Here is a 25,041-nt window from a genome sequence, read left to right as displayed (position 1 = left end):
AAATGCAGCGCTCTCTTTTCTGCGTGGATGGCAAAACGCTAAACAGACCGTAGGGCGCTCATCATTTGTTGGCTTGGTGGTGACCAAGACAAAAGCAAGAAGGGGAGAGAAATATGAGTGGTAAATGTCCTGTCATGCACGGTGGCAATACCTCGACCGGCACATCGAACAAAGATTGGTGGCCGGAAAGCATTAACCTGGATATGTTGCACCAGCACGATCGCAAAACGAATCCGATGGATGCCGACTTCGACTATCGCGAAGAAGTCAGAAAGCTCGATTTTGACGCGCTTAAGCAAGATGTTCATGCGCTGATGACCGACAGTCAATCCTGGTGGCCGGCTGATTGGGGTCACTACGGCGGCCTAATGATCCGCATGGCGTGGCACTCTGCGGGCACCTATCGCTTGGCCGACGGCCGTGGCGGCGGCGGTACCGGTAGTCAGCGTTTTGCACCGCTGAACTCCTGGCCGGATAACGTTAGTCTTGATAAGGCACGTCGCCTATTGTGGCCGATCAAGAAAAAGTACGGCAATAAGATCAGTTGGGCCGACCTGATGATTCTGGCGGGTACAGTTGCCTACGAATCCATGGGCCTACCGGCTTACGGTTTCTCATTCGGCCGCGAAGATGTTTGGCACCCGGAAAAAGATATTTACTGGGGTGCTGAGAAAGAGTGGTTAGCACCTTCTGACGAACGTTACGAAGACGTAACCAAGCCAGATACCATGGAAAACCCGCTGGCGGCGGTGCAAATGGGGCTGATCTACGTTAACCCAGAAGGCGTTAACGGTGTGCCCGACCCGCTAATGACGGCAGAGCACGTGCGTACGACGTTTGCGCGCATGGCGATGAACGACGAAGAGACCGCAGCACTCACTGCCGGTGGTCACACCGTCGGGAAGTGCCACGGTAACGGCGATGCGGCAGCGCTGAGTGCTGAGCCAGAAGCGTCTGCGGTTGAAAACCAGGGCTTTGGCTGGGGCAACCCAACCATGGGCGGCAAGGCGAGCAATGCCGTGACATCCGGCATTGAAGGCGCTTGGACCACCAATCCGACCCAGTTTGATATGGGTTACTTCGACCTGCTGTTTGGCTACGAGTGGGAGCTTAAAAAGAGCCCGGCCGGTGCTAATCAGTGGGAGCCTGTCGACATTAAGGAAGAAGACAAGCCGGTTGACGCCACTGATCCCTCTATTCGCCACAATCCGATCATGACCGATGCGGACATGGCCATGAAGATGGACCCGACCTACCGCGCCATTTGTGAAAAATTCATGGCGGATCCCGAGTACTTCAAGCATACGTTCGCTAAGGCGTGGTTCAAGCTGACCCACCGTGATCTAGGTCCAAAAGTACGTTATATCGGCCCTGACGTGCCTGCTGAAGATTTGATCTGGCAAGATCCGGTCCCGGCTGGCAGTATTGATTACAGCGAAGAAGTGGTTAAGCAGAAAATCGCTGAAAGCGGCCTTAGCAACAGCGATATGATCACCACTGCGTGGGACAGCGCCCGTACCTACCGTGGTTCTGACATGCGTGGCGGTGCCAACGGTGCCCGCATTCGTTTGGCGCCCCAAAAAGATTGGGAAGGCAACGAGCCTGATCGTCTCGCCAAAGTGCTGGCGGTATACGAGCAGATTTCTGCCGACACCGGTGCCAGCGTTGCCGACGTGATTGTTCTGGCCGGTAGCCTAGGGGTCGAAAAAGCTGCCAAGGCGGCGGGTTACGAGGTTCGCGTGCCGTTCACCAGAGGCCGCGGTGATGCTAGCGATGAAATGACCGATGGTACTTCGTTTGAGCCGCTCGAGCCGCTGGCCGATGGCTTCCGTAACTGGCAGAAGAAAGACTATGTGGTCAAGCCGGAAGAGATGCTGCTGGATCGCGCTCAACTGATGGGGCTGACAGGGCCGGAAATGACCGTGCTACTTGGCGGTATGCGGGTGCTCGGCACCAACTACGCTGGCACCAAGCATGGCGTATTCACCGACCGTGAAGGCCAGCTGACCAATGATTTCTTCGTCAATCTGACCGACATGAAGAACAGCTGGAACCCGGTTAGCAATAGCGCTTATGAAATCCGCGACCGTGAAACGGGCGCCGTTAAATGGACAGCGACCCGCACCGATCTGGTATTCGGTTCTAACTCGGTTCTGCGCTCCTATGCCGAAGTCTACGCTCAGGACGACAATGAAGAGAAATTCGTCAAAGACTTCGTCGCTGCCTGGACGAAAGTGATGAACGCGGATCGCTTTGACGTCGCGTAAGCACTATAGGCTTTAGCACTACTAGTTAGTCAGTCAGCTAAACCCGCATCCAAGGATGCGGGTTTTTTTGGGTGCTAAAACCCGCTATGGTTAATTTTTCGCTTTTATCATCGGTAAAAGCGGGCAATAGTCCCAAATTGCCAATCACTACTTCCGCGCGGAAAGGAGCTGACATTGAAACGCAGTAAATGGATATGGCTTGTATGGGTCGTCGTCTTGCTGAGCGGTTTAGTGCCTTACACGCTGTTGAGCGATGTGGCGCGGTGGTATGGCAGCTTCCTGTTTTGGGCGGTTGCAGGCGTTGTGGTCATTGCGGTGAATGTGTTGATCACTAGAGATTTTGAGGAACACAGCGATGACTGAAACACTAATTTGGTGGTCTATCGCCATCTATTTCGTCATCGCTATCGTGATTGCGCTGATGTCCCGGCAGGGCCAGCTTGACAGTATGTCGGGTTACTTTTTGGGCAACCGGAAAATGAACGGGTTTGTCTCAGCGCTGAGTTACAGTGCGACGACGTACAGCGCTTTTATGATGGTGGGGCTGGCAGGCCTTACCTACGCCGGTGGCGTGGGGGCGCTCGGCTTTGAAATTATCTACTTTGCTGGCGTTTCCCTGGTGGCTATTTTTGGGCCCAGATTCTGGGCCGTTGGCAAGAAATTTGGCTTTGTGACTCCCAGCGAAATGCTGGGGTACCGCTACCATAGCAAGCATGTCGCCATGGCGGTCTCAATGGCCAGCTGCATCTTTCTGATTCCTTACTCGGCGGTTCAGCTCGCAGGCGTTGGCTACCTGCTGCAAGGCATGACCGATGGCGCGATTGACTTTACCACCGGGGTAGTGCTGGCGACGGTGATCGCTATTTTCTTCTCCTATGTGGCGGGGATTCGTTCGGTGATGTGGACCGACTCGCTCCAGGCCATCATGATGATCGTGGCTTCCACGCTAGTGGCATTTTTGGTGATTCAAGGCCTGGGTGGCTTTGGGGTGCTATTCGATACGCTGGCAACCGAGCATCCGCAGTCGCTAACAGTGCCTGGGCCGGGTCTCTTCAGCGTTGTGACCTTTCTGGGACTGACCATCCCCTGGTTCTTCTTTAGCCTGTCTAATCCGCAGGTTAGCCAGCGCCTGTTCATGCCCGCCTCGCTGCGCTCAATGCGTCAGATGCTGCTTGGCTTTTTAGTGTTTGGCTTTATCTACACTATCGTGTCGGTGTTATGGGGGTTCTCGGCATTGGTCGCGTTCCCCGGTCTTGAAAGTTCGGATTTAGCCACCCCCACGTTATTGGGGTCGGAGTTTGTTCCCCCGGTGCTCGGTGTGATCGTGATGATCGGCATCATGGCTGCAGCGGTGTCCACCATTGATTCGATTATGCTGACGCTGGCTTCTATGCTGTCCCGTGATGTTTATGCCAACGTCAAACCCAACGCCAGTGAAAAGCGCCAATTGCTGGTGGGTAAGTTTGTGGTGCCGGTGATTGCGCTAATGGCATTGGGCTTTGCCGAGCTGCAGTTGGACCTTATCGCGATACTGTCGGTGGCGGCCTCTTCTGGCCTGGTGGCCATGGTGCCCACGATTATCGGGGCCTTTTACTGGAAAGGCGGTTCCTCTGCCGGAGCACTGGCGAGCGTAGTGGGGACGAGCATTTTTGTGTTGCTGATGTACGCCACCGGTAACTCGCTGTTGGGCTTGCCCGCCGGCGTGTGGGGTATCGTGGTTGCTAGCGTGCTTTTTGTCGGCGTTAGCCTAATGACCAAGCCGCATCAAGCCTCGAGAGATGCCTTCTTAACTGCCATCGCCGAAGAGCTGGGTAAAAAGCGCCGTTAGCCACCTAGCGCCTATGGGCCCAAACCGTTAGCTGATGTCGGTAATCATACTGGGCCTGGCTGGCGCTGACCGGCGTTAACCACACCTGAGTGCCAGGCAGGCACTGGGCCAGCGTAGCGCAGGCGATCGGTGTGAGCGCCCCCAAACGCGGATAGCCGCCGATGGTTTGGCGGTCGTTCATCAACACGATAGGCTGGCCGTCTGGCGGCACCTGCACCGCTCCCAGCGGAATGCCTTCGGAAATAATCCCCGTCAGCGAGCCGTATAGGGCCGGGCCGGTGAGTCGCACACCCATTCGGTCGGCGCGGTTATCCACTGTCCAGGGTTGATTGAACGCCTGAAAAAGCGCGCGGCCGCTGAATGAGGCGATTTGCGAACCGAGCACGATGGGTAAGCGGCAACTAGACCCAGGTAGGCGCGGGCCTTGGCTGTCAGGAATGCGGCGTACAGCAGGGGCGGTGCCTTTCCAGGTTAAACGGTCGCCCACGTTTAGTGGTTTGCCATCTTCGTGCAGGCCGCCGAATTGCTCACGAGCAGTGCAGGCGCGGCTGCCCAGCACCTCCGGTGCATTCAGCCCACCGGGAAAGGCGAGATAGGCGCGCAAACCATGGCGCGGTTGGTGGAATACCAGGCGCTGGCCCGGCAGTAGCTTAAAGCTGGTATTGGGGGGAAGAGGTTTATCATCCACCTGGGCATCCAGGTCTGCGCCGGTCAGCGCTAGGCGCACCTCGCACTCGGTTTCAAAACTCAAACCGCCGCCCATCACGATTTCCAGCGCGGCGCTGTTTAAGGCGTTGCCCAGCAGCCAGTTGGCCCAGCGAAAGGCGATCCAGTCGGCAGCGCCGCCCTGAGTAACGCCTAAATGGCCGACGCCAAAGCGCCCGGCGTCTTGAATCAGCGCCAGTGGGCCTGTCTGTTTAACCACCAGCCCTGTTTGTGCTTCATTGGCAGCTGCATGGCTCATGGGCGCTCCTCCATGGGCGTGGTATCGCCACCGTCGGCTTCAAACTCTGCGCGGGAGATCGCTCTAAAGCGCACCTTGTCGCCGGGGCGCAGCAGTGGCTCGCCGCGTTTGGCGTGCTCGAATAGCGGCACATTGGTGCGACCCAGAATGTTCCAGCCGCCCGGCGAGAGCAGCGGATAAATCGCGGTTTGACGCTCAGCAATGCCCACGCTGCCTGCCGCCACCTTGCGGCGCGGCGTTTTCAAGCGTGGCGTAGCGAGCGCTTCATCTACCAAGCCCATAAAGCCGTAACCGGGGGCAAACCCCAGCGCGAACACGCAGTAGTCGTGGTTGCAGTGCTGCTCAATCAGCTTATCAACGCTTAAACCAGCACGTTTGGCGACGAGAGGCAGTTCGGGGCCCACGCTTTCGTCGTACCACACGGGAATGTCGTGCAACTCACCGGCTTGCGTGTCGACGGGTTTGAGGCAGGAAAGCGCCTGGTTAATCAGCGTGAGAGCCTCAGTGTGATCCATCTGCTGGCAGTCGTAATGGACCAATAGCGTGGTGTAGGAGGGCACCAGATCAATTAATGCTGAACCAAAGGCCTTACGTAGCGTTTGGTCGGCGGCAATCACCCAGCCCATATTGGCTTCGTCGATGGCGTCGAACAATCGCACCATCAGGGCGTCCATGGCGGCGGTCTCAGCGCGCACTTCGCTTCTTTCAGTTCTTCTTTCAGTAATGGGATTCACACCGTCTCCAGCGCCTGAAAGGCCTCACGAATAGCGCGTACGGCAGCCACTGACTCGGGGTTATCGCCGTGTACACACAGCGTATCGCAGGCTAACGGTAGCGACGTTCCGTCAAGCGCAGTGAGCGGCTCGCCTTTGGCCAGCATTACCGCTTGATTGACGATGGTGTTCTGGTCGTGGTGCACGGCGTTAGGCAGGCGTCGCGAGGCCAAGTGGCCGTTTCCATCATAAGCACGGTCGGCAAAGGTCTCGAACCACAGGGTAATGCCCATTTTGGCGGCCAGCTCGCGGTGCGGGTCGGGGTCGGCGGTGGCCATCATCATTAACGGCAGGCTGGCATCATAAGCACGTACCGCGCGCATAACGCCCTCGAGCAGCGCCGGATTGGCGGCCATGTCGTTGTATAGCGCCCCGTGAGGTTTGATATAGCTCAGCCGGGTACCTTCGGCTTGGCAGATTCCCGCCAAAGCGCCGACTTGGTAAAGCACTATATCTTCCACCTCTTCCGGCGAGCAGGCCATGGAGCGGCGCCCAAAGCCCATCAAATCAGGGTAGCTAGGGTGGGCGCCAATGCGCACATCATGCTGCACAGCGAGCTTGACCGTGCGGCGCATGACATGGGGGTCGGAGGCGTGGAAGCCACAGGCGATGTTGGCGCAGTCGACATAAGGCATCGCATCGGCATCCAGGCCAAGGTGCCAGTTGCCGAAACTTTCGCCCATATCGCAATTAAGCAGGGGGATGGCCATAGCGATTCCTATCGTTGAGGCGGTTGATCTTTTTTACTTGGCTGAAGCTGAATTGTCATCCACCCTAAATATATAAACAGGGCTTGCCCAGTGCCAATCGTTTGGGGAAATAGTCACTAGCCACTTATGACGTTATGCATCGGCGTGATAAAAGCGTTGGTTAGCGTTAGCGAATGTAGGCCGCTCAAGGCTTACGCTGGCATAACGGCAGCAACACTATCAATAGACAAGGTAATAGCCATCAAGAGGGTTCTCACCATGCGCAAGACACTAACGTCGACACTGCTCCCTTCCACACTTTTGCTAGCGACCGCCTGCGGTTTTTCGCTAACGGCCCAGGCCGCCGAGTGGGCCATGGCGACGCCTTACGGCGATGCCAGTTTTCATACTCAGAACAACAAGCAGTTTGCGGAAGATGTGGCTGAAGCCACCGATGGAGAACTCACCATTACCGTGCATAGCGGTGGTTCACTGGTATCGCATGGTGAAATCAAGCCGTCTGTCCGCCGCGGCACCATCGATGCGGGGGAAATCTTCCTGTCAGTGCTCTCCAACGAGGACCCTATTTTTGAAATCGATACCTTGCCGGGGGTGGCAGGCAGCTATGACGATGCTTACGCGCTGTGGGAAGCGACCAAGCCGATGATCACCGAGCTGTTTGCCGAGGAGGGGCTGATGCCGCTCTACGCGGTTGCCTGGCCGGCACAGGGTATCTATACCGCTGAGCCGCTCACCGACCCTGAACAGTTCGAGGGCCTGCGCGTCCGGGCGCCGAATATTAATACCCAGCGTTTCATCGAGAACCTGGGCGGCAGCCCGACGGAAACCGAAGAGTCAGACATTCCCACCGCCTTCAGCACCGGCCGGGTGGATGCCATGATTACCTCAAGTTCTACCGGTAATGCGATGGCCGCGTGGGATTACGTCAGCGACTATACCGAGGCTAATCTGTGGCTGCCGAAAAATATTGTGTTTATTAACCAACGTAGTTTCGATGGCCTAGATGAAGCCACCCAAGAAGCGCTGATGGAAGCTGCCGAACGCGCTGAAGAGCGTGGCTGGGAGATGAGCCGCGAAGATAACCAAGCAAGCCTGGCCGCGTTGGAGGAGAACGGTATCACGGTGTCTGAGCCTAACGAGGCGATTTCAGAGGCGCTGCAAGAAGCCGGAGATGAGCTGTTTGAAGACTGGCAATCGCGCGCCGATGACGACGCCAAACAGGCGCTGGAAACCTACCGCGAGCAGCGTGACAACTAAGCGCCATCGTGTTGTCTGTGCAGAGGTGGTAGCCCCGCCTCTGCTTTTTCCATGCACTTCGTGAGGCGGCGAACATGCGATTTAAATTCGACAAACTCTATCGCCTCGGGGCGTGGGGTGCTGCGGTGTGCATGGTGGCGATCTGTGCGCTAATAGCGCTCCAAGTGGCTTTTCGCGCGGTAGACGCGCTGATGGTGCTGGTGGGATTGAGCCGTTTGGGTCTGCGAATTACCGGTGTGTCGGAAATTGCCTCTTATCTATTGGTCGGGGCGACCTTTTTGGGCTTGGCCTATACTTTTGTGCACCACGCCCATATTCGAATGACACTGCTGATTACCCGGTTGCCACCGGCCGCCCGGGTCTGGTTCGAGGTGTTTGGTCTCACTATCGCTCTGGCGATCAGTATTGTGCTCAGCTACGGCCTGATCGGGTTGGTGAGAGAAAGCCTGGAGTACAACGATGTGTCTTCAGGGTTTGTGTCGATTCCTCTGTGGATTCCCCAGCTCGTACTCGTGACCAGCGTTGGGTTGCTGTGTCTGGCGCTGGCAGAAGCCTTGTTCATGGCGCTACGGATTGCTATTCGTGACCCAGCGAGTTTTCAAGACCCTGCTCAGCCAACTGCCTCCCCCGACGACAGTGAGGGGTTGTGAGTCTATGTCAGCCAGGTCTATGTCAGCTAAGCCAATAGCCACTCAGGCTATGCCGTTTTCTCTGGAGATGCCCTCGTGCTAACCTTCAGTCTCGCTACTGTATTGACCCTTGTGTTGCTGCTGGGAAGCGGCGTGTGGATCGCCTTTGCGTTAATCGGCACTGCCTGGATAGCGTTAGCATTCTTTAGCGCCTTCTCACCCGGGGCGATTCTGGCTTCCGACTTCTGGGGGGCTAGCTACGGTTGGGATCTTACCGCACTGCCGATGTTCATCTGGATGGGCGAGATTCTGTTTCGCTCAGGGCTTGCCGATAATATGTTTCGTGGCCTGTCTCCGTGGTTAAACCGAGTGCCAGGACGTTTATTGCACACCAATATCATTGGTAGCGGGATGTTTGCCGCCGTGTGCGGCTCATCGGCGGCGACGTGCGCCACGGTGGGTAAAATGACCCTGCCGGAACTTGAACGGCGGGGCTACGACAGCAATATGGCGATTGGCACTTTGGCCAGCGCCTCGACCCTGGGGCTGTTAATTCCGCCCTCCATCATGCTGATCGTTTACGGCGTGGTCACTGAACAGTCAATTTCTCGGCTATTTATGGCGGGTATCGGCCCTGGTCTGATGATTTTGGCGATGTTCATGAGTTATCTCATCTTATGGGCGCTATTTAAAGGTAACCGCGAAGGGCTAACCGGTGAAGATGAATCCAGCATGAGCTTTGTCGAAAAGCTGCGTAATACCTGGTCGCTATTGCCTGTTCTGCTACTGATCGGGGGGATTATCTTTTCGATTTATGGCGGCTTGGCATCGCCCACGGAGGCCGCGGCGGTGGGGGTGGTGCTGTCGATGGTGATTGCGCGCTTTAACGGCCATTTTGATCGCGAAATATTCAAAAGCTCGCTGTTTGCCGCCGTGCGAACCGCCTGCATGATCGCATTTATTATCGCCGGGGCGTCGTTTTTGACGTCGGCCATGGGCTTTACCCAAGTACCCATGAAGCTGGCACAGGCGATTGGCGAAATGGGGCTATCGCCCACCATGCTGCTGATTGCGCTCACCTTACTGCTGCTGGTGATGGGCTGCTTTCTCGATGGCATTTCGCTGATCCTACTGGTCACTGCGATTATCATGCCGCTGGTGAGCGCTGCGGGGTTCGATTTGATCTGGTTCGGTATTTATCTGGTCGTGGTGGTTGAGATGTCGCAGATCACGCCGCCGGTTGGCTTCAACCTGTTCGTGATTCAGGGGCTAACCGGAAAGGATATCCTGACCATTACCAAAGCCACGCTACCGTTCTTCCTACTGATGCTGCTGGCGATTGCTGTCATGCATACCTTTCCAGGTATCGCCCTCTACCTGCCGGAGGCGATGAATCGTTAAACGCCCACTATATTAACCCCTGTTCCGTATTTAAGTTTTTTGTATCAATGCTTAGATGTTTCAGAGGCTTTCCTTACCGGGCCATTTTCAAGTTAAGCTGGAAACAGCTATTGACGGGTGAGAGCACTGATGCGGATAGGAATCGAAGCGGCAGATATTTTTCGCCAGCTGGCCGAGGGAGCCGCGCAAAGTGGCACGCCGTGCTTTTATGCCAACCTGGTTGAACGCTTAGCCACAGTGCTGGGCGTTGACCATGTGCTAGTGGCCGATGTGACTCAGCCACACCAAGTGGAGACGCTGGCGGTTTGGTCACAGATTGGCCTGCTCAGCAATATTACTTACTCGCTAGCCGGTACGCCTTGTGAAACCGCACTAGGGCGCGAGCCTTGCCTGTATGCGCGTGATGTTCAATCTCGCTTTCCTGACGACAAGCTGCTTGCTGAATTGGGTGCCGAGAGCTATCTGGGGCGGGCGCTCTATGCGCCAGATGGGGCGCTGATTGGTTTATTAGCCGTGCTTAAAAACTCACCCATGCAGTTGGGCGAGTTAGCCCATGAAATACTGCAAATCGCTGCTGCCCAAGCGGGTGCTGAGTTGAGTCGCCAAAAGGCCGAGCAGGCATTAAGAAAAAGTGAAGCAGTCGCGCACGAAAGTGAGCGCCGCCTGAACACCTTGCTGAACCATCTGCCGGGGATGGCCTATCGCTGCTTGAATGACCGCAATTGGAGCATGCAACTGGTTAGCCAGGGGGCCGAGGAGTTGACCGGGTATCAGCCTGACGAGCTGCAACATAATCGCTTGATCAGCTTTGCAGCGCTCATTCATCGCGACGATCAAGACACTCTATTTCGTGAGGTGCAGTCGGCGATTGCCCGCCAGCGACCTTATCGAGTGACCTACCGGTTACACCACCGTGATGGCAGCGACCGGTGGATGTGGGAGCAGGGCCAAGCGGTTTTGGATGAGGCCGGCGAGGTCGTTTGTCTGGAAGGTTTTATTTCGGATGTCACCGATCAGCAAGAGGCTCAGCGGGTGCAAAACGCCGTTGTGCAGGTAGCCTCTTCAGTCACCATTCAAGATGGCGATGGCTATTTTCAACAACTGATAGGCACCCTGGTTGAGGTGCTGGAAGCCGACGCCGGCTTTATTGCCCTTCTGGATCAGCCACCACAGCAAGGCGATCAGGTAGGTGAGCAGGCGACGACCGTTAGTATGGTGGTAGACACTGTTCAACTTGAGCAGCAATCGTTTGCCTTAGCGTCAACCTCCAGCGAGCAAATCGTCCGCGATCGCGAGGCAGTGGTGCGTAATGGGCCTCTATTGTCGTTGCCGGGCACCTCACTACAAGCCAGAGCGTGGATTGGGCGTCGCTTAGATAATATAAACGGCGAGGCCATCGGTGTGATGGTGGTTTTTTACCGTCAACCGCTGACGACCAATGCGTTTGCCACCTCCGTATTGAAAATCCTTTCTACCGGCGCCTCTGCAGAGCTTGAGCGCCGCCGCGACCGCCGCCATATGCACCAACTGGCCTATATGGATAGCACCACCGGTTTACCCAACCGGGCGTACTTTCTGGAGTCGTTGCAACGCCTGGGCAATGACGCAGAGCAGGGAAAGCACACGCTTAGTTTGCTGTTATTGGATATCCGGCGTTTTAAAGAAGTTAACGATCTGCACGGCCATCACGTGGGTGATCAACTACTGATGACGGTTGCCGCTCGTTTGCGGCAGGTAGACCTTTCAGGCGGTGAATTGGCGCGGTTATCAGGCGATGAGTTTGCCGTATTGGTGGCGGGCGCTACTGAAAGCGATGTACACCGTATTGTGACGCAGCTACGGGCGGAGGTGAGCCGCCCGATCACTATTGAGCAGCGTATCTTTCACCTTGAGGTGAGTATCGGCTTTGGTTGCTATCCGCAAGAGGTAAACCATACCAGCGAGTTGTTTAACGCCGCCAGCATTGCCCTACATCACGCCAAACAGCGCGAAAATAGCACCTGTCCTTATACCCAAGCCATGCGCCATGGGCTTCAGCGTCGCCAGGTGATGAGCGAACGGCTCAGCGCTGCCATCACTGAGCACAAGCTAAAGCTTTATTTTCAACCTCAGATAGACCTGGTTAGCGGACGGCTTACCGGTGCCGAAGCATTGTGCCGCTGGTACGACGCCGAGTTGGGCTGGGTTAGCCCGTGTGAATTTATCCCGCTAGCGGAAGAGTGTGGTTTGATCCGCATGCACGGTGACTGGATGTTAACAGAAGCAGCAAGGCAGTTAAGCGTTTGGCAAACAGGCAATACACCGTTGCCCGGACGGCTATCGGTTAATCTTTCCGCTCAGCAGTTTGCAGACCCCCAGTTGACGGCGCGTATTGGCTATCTCACGGCCGGTGTGCCGCCGAGTGCTATTGGGCTGGAACTCACCGAAAGCGAGTTTATGCGTGATCCTGACCAAGCCGTTGAGATTACTCACGCCATGCGCCGAGCAGGCTATCTACTCGCTATTGACGACTTTGGTACCGGCTATTCTTCGCTCGCCTATTTGCGTCGTTTTGCCGCTGACACACTGAAAATTGATATCTCGTTTGTGCGTGAAATGCTCGAAAATCACAATGACCGCACGATCGTACAAACCATTATTGCCATGGCAAAGGCACTTGATATGAAGACCGTGGCAGAAGGCGTCGAAACCCCAGAGCAGGCCCGTTTGCTGGCTAAAATGGGGTGTAATGAAGCTCAGGGCTATTGGTTTGGCCATCCGCTACCGGCGGATGAGTTTGCGGCGGTGTGGTTAACGACTTAGCGTCATCGTCCTGTCATCACCTTTGGCATACCCTACGCACCGCCAACCCGCGATGATAGGAGTGCTCCCATGCGTCTGGCCCTGTTTGATCTTGATGACACCCTCCTGGACGGAGACTGCAGCGACCGCTGGAATTTATGGATGATAGAGCAAGGTTGGATCAGCGATGCCGACGCCTTTATGGCGCGGGCGGAGCAAATGCACCAGGCCTATCACGCTGGGAAGCTAAAGCTTGAAGAGTATTTGGCCATGACCCTGGCGCCGCTGCGAGGGCGCCGGGTGAAAGATGTGCAAAAAGAGGTCGAGCGCTTTGTGGCCACGCACCTTCAGCCGCGTATTTTTGAACAAGCCTGGGCCTGCCTGGAAGCGCACCGCCAGGCAGGCGATACACTGCTACTGATTTCCGCCTCGTCACGCCATCTGGTTGAGCCGATAGCGACCACTCTGGGCATTGAACATGTGCTGGCGGTCGAGCTAAGTGTCGAGAACGGTGTCAATGAGGACGCGCGCTATACCGGTGGCAGCGAAGGTATCTTTTCCTATCGTGGCGGCAAGGTGCTGCGCTTGAAACAGTGGCTGGCCGAACAGCAAGTTATCCCTAGCCATACCACGTTCTACTCAGACTCCCGCAACGACCTCCCGCTGCTACAGTACGTGGACTGCCCCGTGGCGGTTAACCCCGATCCAGTACTCGCTGAGGTGGCTAGCGTTGAAGGTTGGCGGCGCTTAGACTGGCGCATCACTAAACCCGCGGTTTCCCTTCGCCAGCGCTAATCAGCTCAGCGCCTGATATATCAGATTAAAGCCGACTAAAAACATGGCAAAAATCACCAGGCGGTAAAACAACGCTTCGTTGACGCGGCTTTGCAGCCACAGGCCGTTGCGCACGCCGATCCAGGCGATGGGCACCAGCACCAGCGAGGCCCAGGCGCTGGTCACGTTAATCTCGCCAAGCCACATGTATGGCGCCAGTTTGATCACGTTGACCACGGCAAAGGTCACCGCACAGGTGGCGATAAACGTCTCTTTCGACAGCTTGCGCGGCAGCAGGTACACGTTTAACGGCGGCGCGCCAGCATGGGCCATAAAGCTGGTAAAGCCGCAGATGCTTGCGGCTGGCAATGCCCAACGGGTGGAGATCGGTTTCTTGGCAACGGGCTTGAGCAGCATGTAGGCGGCGAACAGCAGGGTGATCACGCCGAGCGTCAAGCGCAAGCCCTGTTCGCTCAGGCTGTCGAATAGCAGCGTCCCTACCGCCACGCCGATAAACAGCCCTGGCACAAAGCGCCATACCTCGGCCACCGACTGCCTACCCCACCATGCCTTCACCGCAAACACATCCATCACTAGTAGCAGCGGTAATAAAAGGCCCGCCGCCTGAGCTGGGCTAATTGCCAGTGCCATCAGCGGCACCGAGAGCGTGCCGAAGCCACCTGCAAAGCCACCTTTGGAAACGCCGGTCAGGTAAACGGAAAATACGATCAACAACCAAGCGATGACGGAGTATTCGGGGAGCATGAGCCTCTCTCGATATTAGCGGTCAATAAAAAGCCCCGCATTAAGCGAGGCTCGTTAGCATAGCATTGGAGAGACATTAGCGGGCGAAGTGTCCGCTCGTTTAAGCGTTCACCAACCACTCGTGGTCGGGGTCGTTGTGGAATTTCCATGCCCGCTTGGGCCCCGCCATCACATTTAAGTAGTAGAGCGAGTAGCCATGAGCCGTGCCCACTGGGTGGTAGCCTTTGGGCACCAACACACAGCAGCCGTTCTCTACCGCCATGGTCTCGTCCAGGCTGCGGTCATCAGTGTAAACGCGCTGAAAGGCGAAGCCTTGTTCAGGGTTAATGCGGTGGTAGTAGGTCTCTTCCAGGAGTGATTCGTGGGGTAAGTTATCCACATCGTGTTTATGGGGCGGGTAACTCGACCAGTTACCCGCCGGTGTGAATACTTCGACCACCAGCAGACTATCGGCGGGCTCGGTTTCCGGCAGAATATCGTGAACATGGCGCGTGTTGGTGCCCTGTCCACGGGTACTCTGCTTGATGCTGTCTGGAGCGATCAGCCTGGGGGCGTGATTGCCCTGCCCAGGTGCGGCGCACACTGCTAGCTCTAAGTCCGTCGTCGCTTCCACCGAGTAGCTAACATGGTCAGGCAGGTAAACCGCATAGGGGGGGATCTGCTCAAAGATATCCATGCGCTGGCCAATATCTTCAAAACGGTGCTCGCCGCAGACCACATTGGCGCGACCGGTGAGCAGCACCAGGCAGACTTCCTGGTCATCGCTGCTGGTCTCCAGGTGCTGACCCTTGGCAAGTTTGTGCACCCGAAAGCCCACGTGCTGCCAGCCAGCGGAGGCTGGGGTAACGTCAATCACGGTGCCTTGGGCATCTGGGGCGGTGGGGCGTACCAGTAGGGAAGCCATATGTCGCTCCTTCTGATGGCTAGCTGCTCTGTTGGCAGCTAACCGTTTACGATATGAAGGGTCTCCAAAGACCCATTTGCGTCTGTTTAGACCGAGGCGTCGAGCAGAATTTTGCGTCCTTCACGCAATGAAAGCTCCGCTGCATCGGCTAAGCGCAACGCCTCTAGGCCATCCTGGGCACCTGCGAGTGGCGCACGTTTCTCTTGCCAGGCGGCGACAAAGTCGCCAATTTCAAGTTGGTAGGCTTGGGCGTAGCGCTCCAGGAAGAACCACTTAGGTTTGTCTTCCACTTGGCCTGCTTCACTGGTGTAGCGCAGCCGCGTGTCGCTCTCATTTTGGGCCTGCAGCATACCTAGGCTGCCAAAGGCTTCGATACGCTGGTCGTAGCCGTAGTTGGCGCGTCGTGAGTTGCTGATTTGGCATAGCTTTCCGCTTGCCGTGGTGAGAGTGACCATCGCCGTATCCACGTCTCCCGCTTCGCCAATGGCTGGGTCGATTATGCTACTGCCGACGGCATAGACGCTTTCAATCGGTTCATCAAGCAGCCAGCGAGCCATGTCGAAATCATGAATCATCATGTCCCGGAACAGGCCGCCCGACTCAGCCACATACTCGGCAGGCGGGGGAGACGGGTCACGGCTGATGATAGTCAGCGTCTCCAGCGCGCCAATACGCCCTTGGGTAAGGGCCTGTTTAAGTGCCGCAAACTGAGGATCGTGGCGGCGGTTAAAGCCTAACGCACAGGTCACCGGATGTTCGCTAAGCACCTGAAGGGCATCGCGAGTGCGGGCTAAATCCAGGGCAATGGGCTTTTCGCATAGAATGGCCTTACCCGCACGGGCGGCACGCTCCAGATACTCCGCATGGGTGGGCGTGCTTGAAGCAATCAGTACGGCGTCAATGGTGTCATCCGCGAAGATTTCATCCACAGAGGCCGCTCGGCTGGCGTACTGCTCGGCCAACGCTTCTGCGGCAGGCTGATGAAAATCGGCCACGGCGGCCAGGGTGACGTTGGGGTGTGAATAAATGGCCTGGGCATGCACCTTGCCGATGCGTCCTGCGCCGATGAGTGCGAGTTTCATAAGCTCTCCTGTTTTGTTTTTGCTGTTGGCTTGCTTTGGTTGTTTAGGCCTTGCGCTTTTTGTCTTGCCGCACGCCCAGGGCAATTGCCAAGGTCTGGGTCAAGCAGAGCGACGCGGTCAAACTACGGAAACTTTTTACTTCGGCTTCGTTGACCACGAAGACGACATCCGCGAAGCGGGCCAGCGGGCTGAGATTCGAATCGGTAATCACCACACTAGGTAGACCGCGCTGATGGGCGTCTTCGCAGGCTTTTTGGCTCTCTTCGGCATAGGGAGAAAAGCTAATCGTTAGCAAGGCGTCGTGTTGGCTCATGGCGCGCAGCTGCTCGCCGTACATCCCGCCCAAACCATTGACCAGCAGCGCAGGCTTATCCACATGCGCCAGGGCATAGGTCATGTAGCTCGCTACCATGAAGCTTCGTCTTGCGCCCATCACATGAATCGCATGAGCCTTTTCAAAAATATCCAGCGCCTTCTCCAGGCTCTCGGGGTCGATACGGCTGGGAAGCTGCTCCAAAACAGCGCGATTGGCATCGGCGAACTCCCACAGCAGCTGGGTGCTATCTGGGGTTTCCCCGGTGGCGCTGCGTACCGCGCGAATCCGCTCGGTGTAGTTAGGCAGCTCATCGACTAGGCGGCTGCGAAACAGCTGCTGCATTTCGGAAAAACCCTTAAAGCCCAGGCTATTGGCCAAGCGGATCAAAGTGGAGGGAGTGACCTCTGCTTGCTCCGCAATTTTGGCCACGGTCGCCAGTGCAACCTCCTGGGGGTGATCCAGCACAAAACGCGCGGTTTGCTGTAAGCGTTTGCTTAGCGTGGCGTACTCGGCGGTGATCAGCGTTTCCAGCTCGCGGTAGCTTTGTGGTGGCTGTGGCATACAAATTCCTTAGCGTTAACTTATGTACCACTCATTGACTCATGAACTCATAAGCAACGTGGCTGGTTGCTATGCAGTCTAGCTGTTTGAAATAAATATTCCATTTATACCAAAGTATAGAATAAATAATTTGCTTGATTGGCTATTTGGAATCTATATTTCATAACGTCATCGTATGCGATGCCGCATCACCAACTAACAATGATAATACGAAGAGGAATTAATCTATGACACGTCTACCTCATTGGCTTCTAGCCTCGGCTGCCACCACGGCGATAATGACAGGCGCCGCACAAGCACAAGAACCGGCACAAGAAGAGAGTCGCTTTGTCATGGTGACCCATGGCATTCCCTCTGATCCTTTTTGGTCGGTGGTGAAAAATGGCGCGGAGGCTGCTGCTGAAACAGTCGGGGCTAGCCTGGAGTATCGAGCGCCCTCCACCTTTGACATGGCCAAGATGCAGCAACTCGTTCAGGCGGCGGTGGCATCTAACCCGGATGGTTTGATCCTCTCTTTTACCGACGAAAATGCCCTGGGCAGCGCTGTCCAAAATGCAGTCGATAACGGCATCCCAGTAATCACGATTAACTCGGGTGGTGATGTGGCCAGGGATTATGGCGCCCGGTTGCATGTTGGTCAGAGTGAGTACGAAGCGGGGAGACAGGCCGCCGAACGCATGCAAGAGTTGGGCGTTGAGAAAGGTGTCTGCGTTAACCACGAGCAAGGCAACCAAGGGCTCGACCAGCGTTGTGACGGTTTCGTAGAGGGCTTTGACGGCAATGCCGAGCAGTTGGCAACGACTTACGATCCGACATCAATTCGCAATGCCATCGTGGCCTACCTTAATCAGAACAGCGATGTGCGCGGTGTTTTGACCCTGGGGACGCTAGCCGCCGAGCCTATGATTCAGGCCATGCGCGAGCAGGGCGCTACCGATATGTTCACCCTCGGTACCTTTGATCTTTCACCCGGTATTTTGGAAGCATTGGATGCGGGTGAGCTGGACTTCGCGATCGACCAACAGCAGTACATGCAGGGCTACTTACCTGTCATGTTCCTAGATCAGTTCGTCAAAAATGGTCTGCTGCCCGCAGGGGATGTTGCCACCGGCCCAGGGTTTGTGACTCAAGACAACGCGGCACAGGTCATTGAACTGAGTAGCCAGGGCATTCGCTGAAATAATACTTAATCGAAAAGGCTCGATGCTATCGAGCCTTTGGAGTCGATCGCCATGAGTTCCAATGAAACAAACCAAACTGCTGCACCAGCAGCCCCTCCCCAAGACGAGCGGATCCAGAAAGTGTCTTTTTGGAAGAAGGCACTCAATCGCCCAGAGCTTGGGGCTCTAGCTGGCACCGTGCTAGTGCTTGCCTTCTTTATCACTGTCTCCAGTGGCACGGGTATGTTTACCCCCGCAGGCATCATTAATTTCCTCGAAGTGGCTGCTCAACTGGGCATTATCGCCACGGCGGCTGCGTTGCTGATGATCGGCGGAGAGTTTGATCTTTCGATTGGTTCGATGATTGGCTTGGCAGGCATTCTGATTGCCATCCCTGCGGTGGAGTATGGCTGGCCGCTATGGGCCGCTATTTTATTGGCGTTCGCCTGTGCGGGCCTGGTGGGCTGGATTAACGGCAATCTAGTCAATAAAACGGGGTTGCCGTCATTTATCGTTACCCTAGGCTTCCTGTTCATTCTGCGTGGCTTGGCTATCGGTACCAGCCGGTTGTTGACGGGGCGTACTCAGGTGGGGGGAGTGCAGGATCATATCCCCGGAGATTGGTTCGCGGCGCTTTTCTCTGGAGAAGTTGCTACGGGACTATTTAGTTGGATGGCGGCAAATGGCTGGATGGCGACCAACTTTGCGGGCAACCCCACGGTCACCGGTATTCCCGTCTCAATTGTCTGGTGGCTGGGTTTAACCGCTGTAGCGACTTGGGTGCTGCTGTGCACGCCTTACGGCAATTGGATCTTCGCCAGCGGTGGCGATGCCAATGCGGCGCGCAATTCGGGCGTCCCCGTCCATCGCGTCAAGATTTCACTGTTCATGTTCACTGCTTTCTCCGCGACTATCTTTGCCTGCATTCAAGTGATGGATACCGGTTCTGCGGACACCATTCGCGGCCTGTTAAAAGAGCTGGAAGCCATTATTGCCGTAGTAATCGGTGGCGCTTTGCTGACCGGTGGTTATGGGTCCGCTATAGGTGCAGCGTTGGGTGCGCTTATCTTCGGTATGGTGCAAATGGGCATCTTTTACACAGGTGTTAACACTGACTGGTTTCAGGTTTTCCTGGGTGTGATGTTGCTGGTGGCGGTGCTATTCAACAATTACATGCGCAAAAAGGCGATGGAGGCTAAATAAGATGACTACACGCACTCCAATGATTGAAATGCGCAGTGTCAGCAAACACTTCGGCAGTGTCATCGCCATCAGTGATATCTCGATGCAGGTCTATTCCGGTGAAGTTATGTGCTTGCTGGGGGATAACGGTGCTGGCAAGTCAACGTTGATCAAGACTCTTTCCGGTGTTCACCAGCCCACCCATGGCGAGATGCTACTGGATGGCAAACCCGCTCGTTTCAAGTCCCCGGCTTACGCGCTCGACGCCGGTATCGCGACCGTTTTTCAGGATCTGGCGATGGTACCGTTGATGTCGATTACCCGTAACTTCTTTATGGGCCGCGAACCAACGGTGGGGTGGGGGCCTTTAAAGCGCATTAACTGGAAGTATGCCGACCGGGTTGCCAAAGAGGAAATGGCTAAAATCGGTATCGATGTACGCGACCCAAGCCAGCCTGTGGGCACGCTTTCTGGCGGTGAGCGCCAGTGTGTGGCGATTGCCCGTGCTGTCTATTTTGGCGCCAAAGTGCTGATTCTGGATGAGCCTACGTCAGCGCTTGGGGTTAAGCAGGCCTCTGTCGTACTGCGCTACATTGCCAAAGCCCGCGCGGATGGGCTTGCGGTCATCTTTATTACCCACAACGTCCACCATGCTTACCCAGTGGCTGATGCGTTCACCCTATTGTCACGCGGCGGAAGTTTGGGCTCTTTCCGCAAAGAAGAAGTCAGCCGCGAAGAGGTGCTCAACATGATGGCGGGTGGCGCTGAGCTTGAAAGCCTGGATGCGGAGCTTGCGGAATTCCAGCGGGACGATAAAGCCAAGAAGGCCAACTTAGCCGAACAAGACACTCCGCCTGCCGATGCAACAAGCAGCAGTGAGCAGCCTTCACCGCGAACTGCGAGCGGCTATTAAGGAGCCATGATGAATAAACCAACCCTATCATCTCCGTTCACGCTGGCCGTCTGCGCTGAAATGATTTTCCGCGATTTACCGGTGTTGGAACGCATTAAGCGCATTTCTGAACTGGGCTTTCAAGTCGAAATCTGGGACTGGACCAAGCATGACATTGACGCACTGGCCAATAGCGGTGCGACGTTTTCATCCATGACCGGCTATGTCACCGGCACCCTGGCGGATGCAGCCGGGTCAGATGAACTGCTTCGCACCGCCGCTGAGTCCGTTGAGGTAGCAAAGCGTCTTGGCATTCCGCGCCTTAATCTTCACGGCACCGGGCTAGATGGTAATGGGTTGCCCGTTCAGCTTTGCCAGCAGATGACTGGCGCTATGTGGCTAAAAGCCCGAGACACACTCAATCGGCTGGCGGATCTCGGCGAGCAGCACGACGTCACCTTTGTGCTTGAGAACCTTAATACTGAGGTTGACCACCCTGGCGTGCCGTTTGCGCGCCTGGAGGATGTGCTTGCGCTGGTGGAGAGTGTCGACCGGCCTAGCTTACGCATTATGTTGGACGTTTATCACGCCCAGATTGGCGAAGGTAATCTGATCGAATTGATTCGACGCTGCGGGCCTTACATTGGTGAAGTGCAGGTGGCCGATGTGCCTGGGCGCTGCGAACCGGGGACTGGCGAGATTAACTACCCAGCCATTGCCAAAGCGCTGAATGACATGGGCTATCGCGGCACCGTAGGGCTGGAAGGCTGGGCCTCTGGTGACGACGACCTCGCGCTCGACCGATTCCGTGCTGCTTTCTCACTTTAAGCTGCGGTTGATACGCCTTATCGATTGCCACCCAAGACGCTTTTATGCCCAGTGCCATCTTGTGACCTTGTGACTAGTACCACGAATTTGTGACGTGGGGAGACATTTATGCTGAATAACAATAGTCAACACCGACCGTTTGACCTGATTTGCCTGGGGCGCGTGGCGGTTGATCTTTACGCCGAACAGATTGGCAGCCGTTTAGAAGACGTGGCCAGCTTTGCCAAGTACCTGGGTGGCAGCTCTGGCAATGTGTCTTACGGTACTGCGCGGCTAGGGCTGAAATCCGCCATGCTCTCGCGAGTCGGCGATGAGCAGATGGGCAACTTCGTGCGCGAAGAGCTGGAACGGGTAGGCGTGGATACCTCCGCGCTTCAAACCGACCCCGAGCGCCAAACCGGCCTGGTGCTGCTAGCCTTAAAAGACCGCGAGAGCTTCCCGCTGCTGTTTTATCGCCGCGACTGTGCCGATATGGCCATCGACGCCGACGCCATCGACCCTGAATTTATCGCCCGGGCAAAGGCGTTGGCGATCACCGGCACCCATCTTTCTACCGATACCACTCGCCGAGCCTGCCGCAAAGCACTGGACGCCGCCGCCCATTATGGCGTGAAGCGGGTGCTGGATATCGACTATCGCCCCGTGCTGTGGGGGCTGACCAACCCCGGCGATGGTGAAACCCGCTTTATCGCCGATGATAAAGTGACCACCGACCTGCAGCGCTGGTTGCCAGATTTTGATCTGATTGTAGGTACCGAAGAGGAGTTTCATATTGCCGGCGGCAGCACGGACACCTTAACGGCCCTGCGTGCGGTACGTGAGGCTAGCGAAGCCACTCTGGTATGTAAGCTGGGGCCCATGGGCTGTGTGGTGTTTGAAGGCGCCATTCCTGACCGTATTGAAGACGGCATTTTAGTTAAGGGCGTACAGGTCGAGGTGCTCAATGTGCTGGGTGCCGGGGATGCCTTTATGAGTGGCTTACTACGCGGCTGGCTGCGCAATGAACCTTGGCAAACCAGCGCCGGTTATGCCAATGCCTGTGGTGCGCTGGTGGTCTCCCGCCACGGCTGTGCCCCGGCTATGCCCACCGAAGATGAGTTATTCGATTACCTGGAACGCCGCGATGAGGTACCCCGTCCGGATATCGATCAACGCCTGAACCATCTGCACCGGGTCACTACCCGAGTGCCTGCTCTGTGGCCCGAAGTGTTGGGCCTGGCCTTTGACCACCGCCGCCAGCTCACCGATATGGCCCGCGACGAGTATGCCGACAGCGCGCGGCTACCAGCACTCAAAAAACTCTTGGTCACGGCCGCCGAAGAGGGCGCCAAGCTGGGCGGTATTTCCACGCCCGCGATCCTGGTTGACGACGTGCTGGGGCAAGACGCGCTCAATCAAGCCAGTGGAAAAGGCTGGTGGATTGGTCGGCCGGTGGAGCTCCCAGGCTCAAGACCGCTGCGCTTCCAGCATGGCGATGATTTAGGTGCCTGCCTGCGCAACTGGCCTAGAGAGCAGATCATTAAATGCCTGGCGTTCTACCACCCCGACGATGAAATCTCGCTGCGCCTTGAGCAGGAAGAGCGGCTACGCCAGCTCTACCAGGCGGCTTGTGCCTATGGGCTGGAGCTGCTGGTTGAAATCATCCCTCCCGCCGACATGCCCAATGATGACACCACCTTGCCGCGTAGCCTTCAGCGGCTCTACAACCTGGGCATTCGCCCAGACTGGTGGAAACTACCTGCCATGTCAGATGCAGCCTGGCAGGCGGTGGGTGAAACCATTGAGCGGGAAGATAACTACTGCCGTGGAGTCGTGCTGCTCGGTCTCGACGCCCCTATGGACGACATGAAGCGCGGCTTTGAAGCAGCGGCCAATCATGCCTGCTGTAAAGGCTTCACCGTTGGGCGCACGCTATTTGCCAGTGCGAGTCGTGATTGGCTAGCCGGGCGTATCGACGACGCCAGCTTGGTAGAGCGGGTCGCCCAGAACTATGCCGAACTGATAAAGGCGTGGCGGCAACTAAAGCTGCCGCAAACGCTAGCCCATACACAGGAGGCGTAAAATGAGCACCATTCGACTCACCATGGCCCAGGCGCTGGTCAAGTACCTCGCCGCACAACGTATAGAGGTTGATGGCCAAGAGGTGGCGCTGTTTGAAGGCGTGTTTGCGATTTTTGGTCATGGCAATGTGGCCGGAATGGGTGAAGCGCTTTATCACGTGCAAGACACGCTGCCGACCTTTCGCGCCCACAACGAACAGGCCATGGCCCACGCGGCGATTGCCTTTGCCAAAGCCAATAATCGCCAGCGGTTGATGGCCGCGACCAGCTCGATCGGCCCCGGGGCGACCAATATGGTCACCGCCGCAGCGCTCGCCCACGCCAACCGCTTGCCGATCCTGCTGCTGCCGGGGGACACCTTTGCCACCCGCGAACCCGACCCGGTACTCCAGCAGGTGGAGCATTTTGGTGACCCGACCATTAGCGTCAACGACTGTTTTCGCCCGGTGTCGCGCTACTTCGACCGTATTAATCGCCCCGAGCAGCTGTTGACCAGCTTGCCCCAGGCGATTGCTACCCTGCTTGACCCTGAGCACTGCGGCCCCGCGACCCTGGCATTGCCCCAGGATGTGCAAACTTTTGCCTACGATTACCCGGAGGCCTTTTTTGCTCCCAGGGTGCATCGCATTCGCCGCTCGCCACCGGATGCATACGAGCTTCGCCAAGCAATCGCCGCGTTGCAACAGGCCAAGCGCCCGCTGATTATCGCCGGTGGCGGCGTGCATTACGCCGCTGCCTGCGATGCCCTGACCGAGTTTGCTAAAGCACGCGGCATCCCGGTAGCCGAAACCCAGGCGGGGAAAGGCGCATTAGCTGATAACCATCCCTGCGCGGTAGGTGCCATTGGGGTGACAGGCAGCGCAGCCGCTAACCAATTGGCGGAGCAGGCGGATGTCATCCTGGCTGTGGGCACTCGGTTGCAGGACTTTACCACTGGCTCCCGAGCGCTGTTTGAAGGCAGCGATAAAACGCTGATCGCCCTCAACGTTGGCCGCTTCGACAGCCTCAAGCATCAAGCGCTGCCGCTAAGCTGCGATGCCTTGGTCGGGCTGGGTCAACTCGACGCGGCGCTGGGTGAATGGCGCGGCGGCGATGAATGGCGCGAGCAGACCGGCACGCTCAAGCGCGAGTGGGCCGACATAGTGCGCAACGTGACCGCCGACCAAGGGCTGGCGCTGCCCACCGATGCCCAGGTGATCGGTGCGGTTAATCGCCAAGCAGGCAACGATACCACCGTGGTATGCGCCGCCGGTGGCTTGCCCGGCGAGCTGCATAAGCTCTGGCAATGCTCGGGCCCTGGCAGCTACCACGTGGAGTACGGCTTCTCCTGCATGGGCTATGAAATTGCGGGCGGGCTGGGTGTCAAGATGGCCAAGCCAGAGCGAGAAGTGGTGGTGATGGTGGGCGATGGTAGCTACCTGATGCACAACTCGGAGCTGGCGACCTCGGTGATGCTGGGCCATAAGCTGATTGTGGTGGTGTTGGATAACCGCGGCTATGGCTGCATCAACCGCTTACAGCAGGCTACCGGCGGGGCGGGTTTCAACAACCTGCTGCAAGATTGCCGCACTGTGGAAGCCGGCGCTCCCAAAACCGATTTTGCCGCCCATGCCAAAGCGTTGGGCTGCGAGTCTGAATCGGTCACCGGTATCGCGGAGCTAGAGCAAGCACTAGTGCGCGCTCGCAGCGCCACCTCGACTTATGTGATTGCCCTGGATACCGACCCGTTACCCAGCACCCAGGAAGGCGGTGCTTGGTGGGAAGTCGCCGTGCCCGAGGTTTCCGAGCGTGAGCAGGTTAAGTCAGCCTATCAAGGCTATCGTGAGGCTAAGCAGCGCCAGGCCCGCTAATCGAATGCAGTACATCATATAGTCGGCAATAGGTTAAAGCACCCTAACGCCGAGAAT

General features: G+C 56.7%; 21 protein-coding genes. 14 read left to right on the top strand and 7 right to left on the bottom strand.

The window, feature by feature from the left end; all coding sequences use genetic code 11:
• Window positions 1-113: 113 nt before the first annotated feature.
• From katG to RZA33_RS04830, 3 genes are all read left to right on the top strand, one after another.
• The gene (gene katG, locus RZA33_RS04840) at window positions 114-2,267 is read left to right on the top strand and encodes a catalase/peroxidase HPI (RefSeq protein ID WP_317506721.1); all 2,154 of its coding nucleotides are present in this window, start codon (window positions 114-116) and stop codon (window positions 2,265-2,267) included.
• A gap of 174 nt (window positions 2,268-2,441) precedes the next feature.
• Window positions 2,442-2,630: a hypothetical protein gene (locus RZA33_RS04835; protein WP_317506720.1), complete on the top strand. Its 189-nt coding sequence runs from the start codon at window positions 2,442-2,444 to the stop codon at window positions 2,628-2,630.
• Window positions 2,623-4,095, top strand: a complete 1,473-nt coding sequence (locus RZA33_RS04830; protein ID WP_317506719.1) for a sodium:solute symporter family protein — start codon at window positions 2,623-2,625, stop codon at window positions 4,093-4,095. Before RZA33_RS04835 ends, RZA33_RS04830 begins: the two co-directional genes overlap by 8 nt.
• A 4-nt stretch (window positions 4,096-4,099) precedes the next feature.
• On the opposite strand, the gene RZA33_RS04825 is transcribed toward RZA33_RS04830, so the two are convergent.
• From RZA33_RS04825 to RZA33_RS04815, 3 genes are read right to left on the bottom strand one after another with little or no spacing between them, the layout of a single operon-like run.
• A complete protein-coding gene (locus tag RZA33_RS04825) occupies window positions 4,100-5,059 on the bottom strand; it encodes a biotin-dependent carboxyltransferase family protein (protein ID WP_317506718.1) in 960 nt (319 codons plus the stop codon).
• Window positions 5,056-5,793, bottom strand: coding sequence for a 5-oxoprolinase subunit PxpB (pxpB, locus tag RZA33_RS04820; RefSeq protein ID WP_317506717.1), 738 nt, complete (start codon window positions 5,791-5,793; stop codon window positions 5,056-5,058). Before pxpB ends, RZA33_RS04825 begins: the two co-directional genes overlap by 4 nt.
• Window positions 5,790-6,542 (bottom strand): 5-oxoprolinase subunit PxpA, encoded by a 753-nt coding sequence (locus RZA33_RS04815; protein WP_317506716.1) that lies wholly within the window; start codon window positions 6,540-6,542, stop codon window positions 5,790-5,792. Before RZA33_RS04815 ends, pxpB begins: the two co-directional genes overlap by 4 nt.
• A 258-nt stretch (window positions 6,543-6,800) precedes the next feature.
• On the opposite strand from RZA33_RS04815, the gene RZA33_RS04810 reads away from it, so the two are divergent.
• From RZA33_RS04810 to RZA33_RS04790, 5 genes are all read left to right on the top strand, one after another.
• The gene (locus RZA33_RS04810) at window positions 6,801-7,799 is read left to right on the top strand and encodes a TRAP transporter substrate-binding protein (protein WP_317506715.1); all 999 of its coding nucleotides are present in this window, start codon (window positions 6,801-6,803) and stop codon (window positions 7,797-7,799) included.
• Between the two features lie 74 nt (window positions 7,800-7,873).
• Window positions 7,874-8,449, top strand: coding sequence for a TRAP transporter small permease (locus RZA33_RS04805; protein ID WP_317506714.1), 576 nt, complete (start codon window positions 7,874-7,876; stop codon window positions 8,447-8,449).
• 75 nt (window positions 8,450-8,524) lie between these two features.
• A complete protein-coding gene (locus tag RZA33_RS04800) occupies window positions 8,525-9,829 on the top strand; it encodes a TRAP transporter large permease subunit (RefSeq protein WP_317506713.1) in 1,305 nt (434 codons plus the stop codon).
• A 129-nt stretch (window positions 9,830-9,958) separates the two neighbouring features.
• Entirely contained in the window at window positions 9,959-12,631 is a 2,673-nt protein-coding gene (locus tag RZA33_RS04795; RefSeq protein WP_317506712.1) for a putative bifunctional diguanylate cyclase/phosphodiesterase, read from the top strand.
• 69 nt (window positions 12,632-12,700) lie between these two features.
• On the top strand, window positions 12,701-13,405 hold the full coding sequence (locus RZA33_RS04790; RefSeq protein ID WP_317506711.1) for an HAD-IB family hydrolase: 705 nt from the start codon (window positions 12,701-12,703) through the stop codon (window positions 13,403-13,405).
• On the opposite strand, the gene RZA33_RS04785 is transcribed toward RZA33_RS04790, so the two are convergent.
• The 4 genes from RZA33_RS04785 to RZA33_RS04770 all read right to left on the bottom strand — a co-directional run bounded on the left by RZA33_RS04785 (window position 13,406) and on the right by RZA33_RS04770 (window position 17,012).
• Entirely contained in the window at window positions 13,406-14,149 is a 744-nt protein-coding gene (locus tag RZA33_RS04785; RefSeq protein ID WP_317506710.1) for a sulfite exporter TauE/SafE family protein, read from the bottom strand.
• 100 nt (window positions 14,150-14,249) lie between these two features.
• Window positions 14,250-15,053, bottom strand: coding sequence for a 5-deoxy-glucuronate isomerase (iolB, locus tag RZA33_RS04780; protein WP_317506709.1), 804 nt, complete (start codon window positions 15,051-15,053; stop codon window positions 14,250-14,252).
• Window positions 15,054-15,139: 86 nt separating this feature from the next.
• A complete protein-coding gene (gene iolG / locus RZA33_RS04775) occupies window positions 15,140-16,135 on the bottom strand; it encodes an inositol 2-dehydrogenase (protein ID WP_317506708.1) in 996 nt (331 codons plus the stop codon).
• A 43-nt stretch (window positions 16,136-16,178) separates the two neighbouring features.
• Window positions 16,179-17,012: a MurR/RpiR family transcriptional regulator gene (locus tag RZA33_RS04770; protein ID WP_317506707.1), complete on the bottom strand. Its 834-nt coding sequence runs from the start codon at window positions 17,010-17,012 to the stop codon at window positions 16,179-16,181.
• A gap of 227 nt (window positions 17,013-17,239) precedes the next feature.
• Here RZA33_RS04770 and RZA33_RS04765 point away from each other — a divergent pair, with 227 nt between their 5' ends.
• The 6 genes from RZA33_RS04765 (at window position 17,240) to iolD (ending at window position 24,984) form a co-directional block, all read left to right on the top strand.
• On the top strand, window positions 17,240-18,190 hold the full coding sequence (locus RZA33_RS04765; RefSeq protein ID WP_317506706.1) for a sugar ABC transporter substrate-binding protein: 951 nt from the start codon (window positions 17,240-17,242) through the stop codon (window positions 18,188-18,190).
• A 54-nt stretch (window positions 18,191-18,244) separates the two neighbouring features.
• Window positions 18,245-19,375, top strand: a complete 1,131-nt coding sequence (locus RZA33_RS04760; RefSeq protein ID WP_317506705.1) for an ABC transporter permease — start codon at window positions 18,245-18,247, stop codon at window positions 19,373-19,375.
• A gap of 1 nt (window position 19,376) precedes the next feature.
• Entirely contained in the window at window positions 19,377-20,267 is an 891-nt protein-coding gene (locus RZA33_RS04755; protein WP_317506704.1) for an ATP-binding cassette domain-containing protein, read from the top strand.
• 9 nt (window positions 20,268-20,276) lie between these two features.
• Window positions 20,277-21,074, top strand: coding sequence for a TIM barrel protein (locus RZA33_RS04750; protein ID WP_317506703.1), 798 nt, complete (start codon window positions 20,277-20,279; stop codon window positions 21,072-21,074).
• A 108-nt stretch (window positions 21,075-21,182) separates the two neighbouring features.
• A complete protein-coding gene (locus RZA33_RS04745; protein WP_317506702.1) occupies window positions 21,183-23,135 on the top strand; it encodes a bifunctional 5-dehydro-2-deoxygluconokinase/5-dehydro-2-deoxyphosphogluconate aldolase in 1,953 nt (650 codons plus the stop codon).
• A gap of 1 nt (window position 23,136) precedes the next feature.
• A complete protein-coding gene (gene iolD, locus RZA33_RS04740; protein WP_317506701.1) occupies window positions 23,137-24,984 on the top strand; it encodes a 3D-(3,5/4)-trihydroxycyclohexane-1,2-dione acylhydrolase (decyclizing) in 1,848 nt (615 codons plus the stop codon).
• Window positions 24,985-25,041: the final 57 nt, after the last annotated feature.

Origin of the sequence: Halovibrio sp. HP20-59 (assembly GCF_033052795.2) — a bacterium.
Lineage (GTDB): Bacteria > Pseudomonadota > Gammaproteobacteria > Pseudomonadales > Halomonadaceae > Vreelandella.
Note: the sequence above shows the minus strand (reverse complement) of the source record. Positions and strands in the feature narration are given on the sequence as shown.

Coding starts and splice junctions, on each gene's coding strand:
- katG (WP_317506721.1), top strand. CDS start 114: ATGAGTGGTAAATGTCCTGTCATGCACGGTGGCAATACCTCGACCGGC.
- RZA33_RS04830 (WP_317506719.1), top strand. CDS start 2,623: ATGACTGAAACACTAATTTGGTGGTCTATCGCCATCTATTTCGTCATC.
- RZA33_RS04825 (WP_317506718.1), bottom strand. CDS start 5,059: ATGAGCCATGCAGCTGCCAATGAAGCACAAACAGGGCTGGTGGTTAAA.
- RZA33_RS04815 (WP_317506716.1), bottom strand. CDS start 6,542: ATGGCCATCCCCCTGCTTAATTGCGATATGGGCGAAAGTTTCGGCAAC.
- RZA33_RS04810 (WP_317506715.1), top strand. CDS start 6,801: ATGCGCAAGACACTAACGTCGACACTGCTCCCTTCCACACTTTTGCTA.
- RZA33_RS04805 (WP_317506714.1), top strand. CDS start 7,874: ATGCGATTTAAATTCGACAAACTCTATCGCCTCGGGGCGTGGGGTGCT.
- RZA33_RS04795 (WP_317506712.1), top strand. CDS start 9,959: ATGCGGATAGGAATCGAAGCGGCAGATATTTTTCGCCAGCTGGCCGAG.
- RZA33_RS04790 (WP_317506711.1), top strand. CDS start 12,701: ATGCGTCTGGCCCTGTTTGATCTTGATGACACCCTCCTGGACGGAGAC.
- RZA33_RS04785 (WP_317506710.1), bottom strand. CDS start 14,149: ATGCTCCCCGAATACTCCGTCATCGCTTGGTTGTTGATCGTATTTTCC.
- iolB (WP_317506709.1), bottom strand. CDS start 15,053: ATGGCTTCCCTACTGGTACGCCCCACCGCCCCAGATGCCCAAGGCACC.
- iolG (WP_317506708.1), bottom strand. CDS start 16,135: ATGAAACTCGCACTCATCGGCGCAGGACGCATCGGCAAGGTGCATGCC.
- RZA33_RS04770 (WP_317506707.1), bottom strand. CDS start 17,012: ATGCCACAGCCACCACAAAGCTACCGCGAGCTGGAAACGCTGATCACC.
- RZA33_RS04765 (WP_317506706.1), top strand. CDS start 17,240: ATGACACGTCTACCTCATTGGCTTCTAGCCTCGGCTGCCACCACGGCG.
- RZA33_RS04760 (WP_317506705.1), top strand. CDS start 18,245: ATGAGTTCCAATGAAACAAACCAAACTGCTGCACCAGCAGCCCCTCCC.
- RZA33_RS04755 (WP_317506704.1), top strand. CDS start 19,377: ATGACTACACGCACTCCAATGATTGAAATGCGCAGTGTCAGCAAACAC.
- RZA33_RS04750 (WP_317506703.1), top strand. CDS start 20,277: ATGAATAAACCAACCCTATCATCTCCGTTCACGCTGGCCGTCTGCGCT.
- RZA33_RS04745 (WP_317506702.1), top strand. CDS start 21,183: ATGCTGAATAACAATAGTCAACACCGACCGTTTGACCTGATTTGCCTG.
- iolD (WP_317506701.1), top strand. CDS start 23,137: ATGAGCACCATTCGACTCACCATGGCCCAGGCGCTGGTCAAGTACCTC.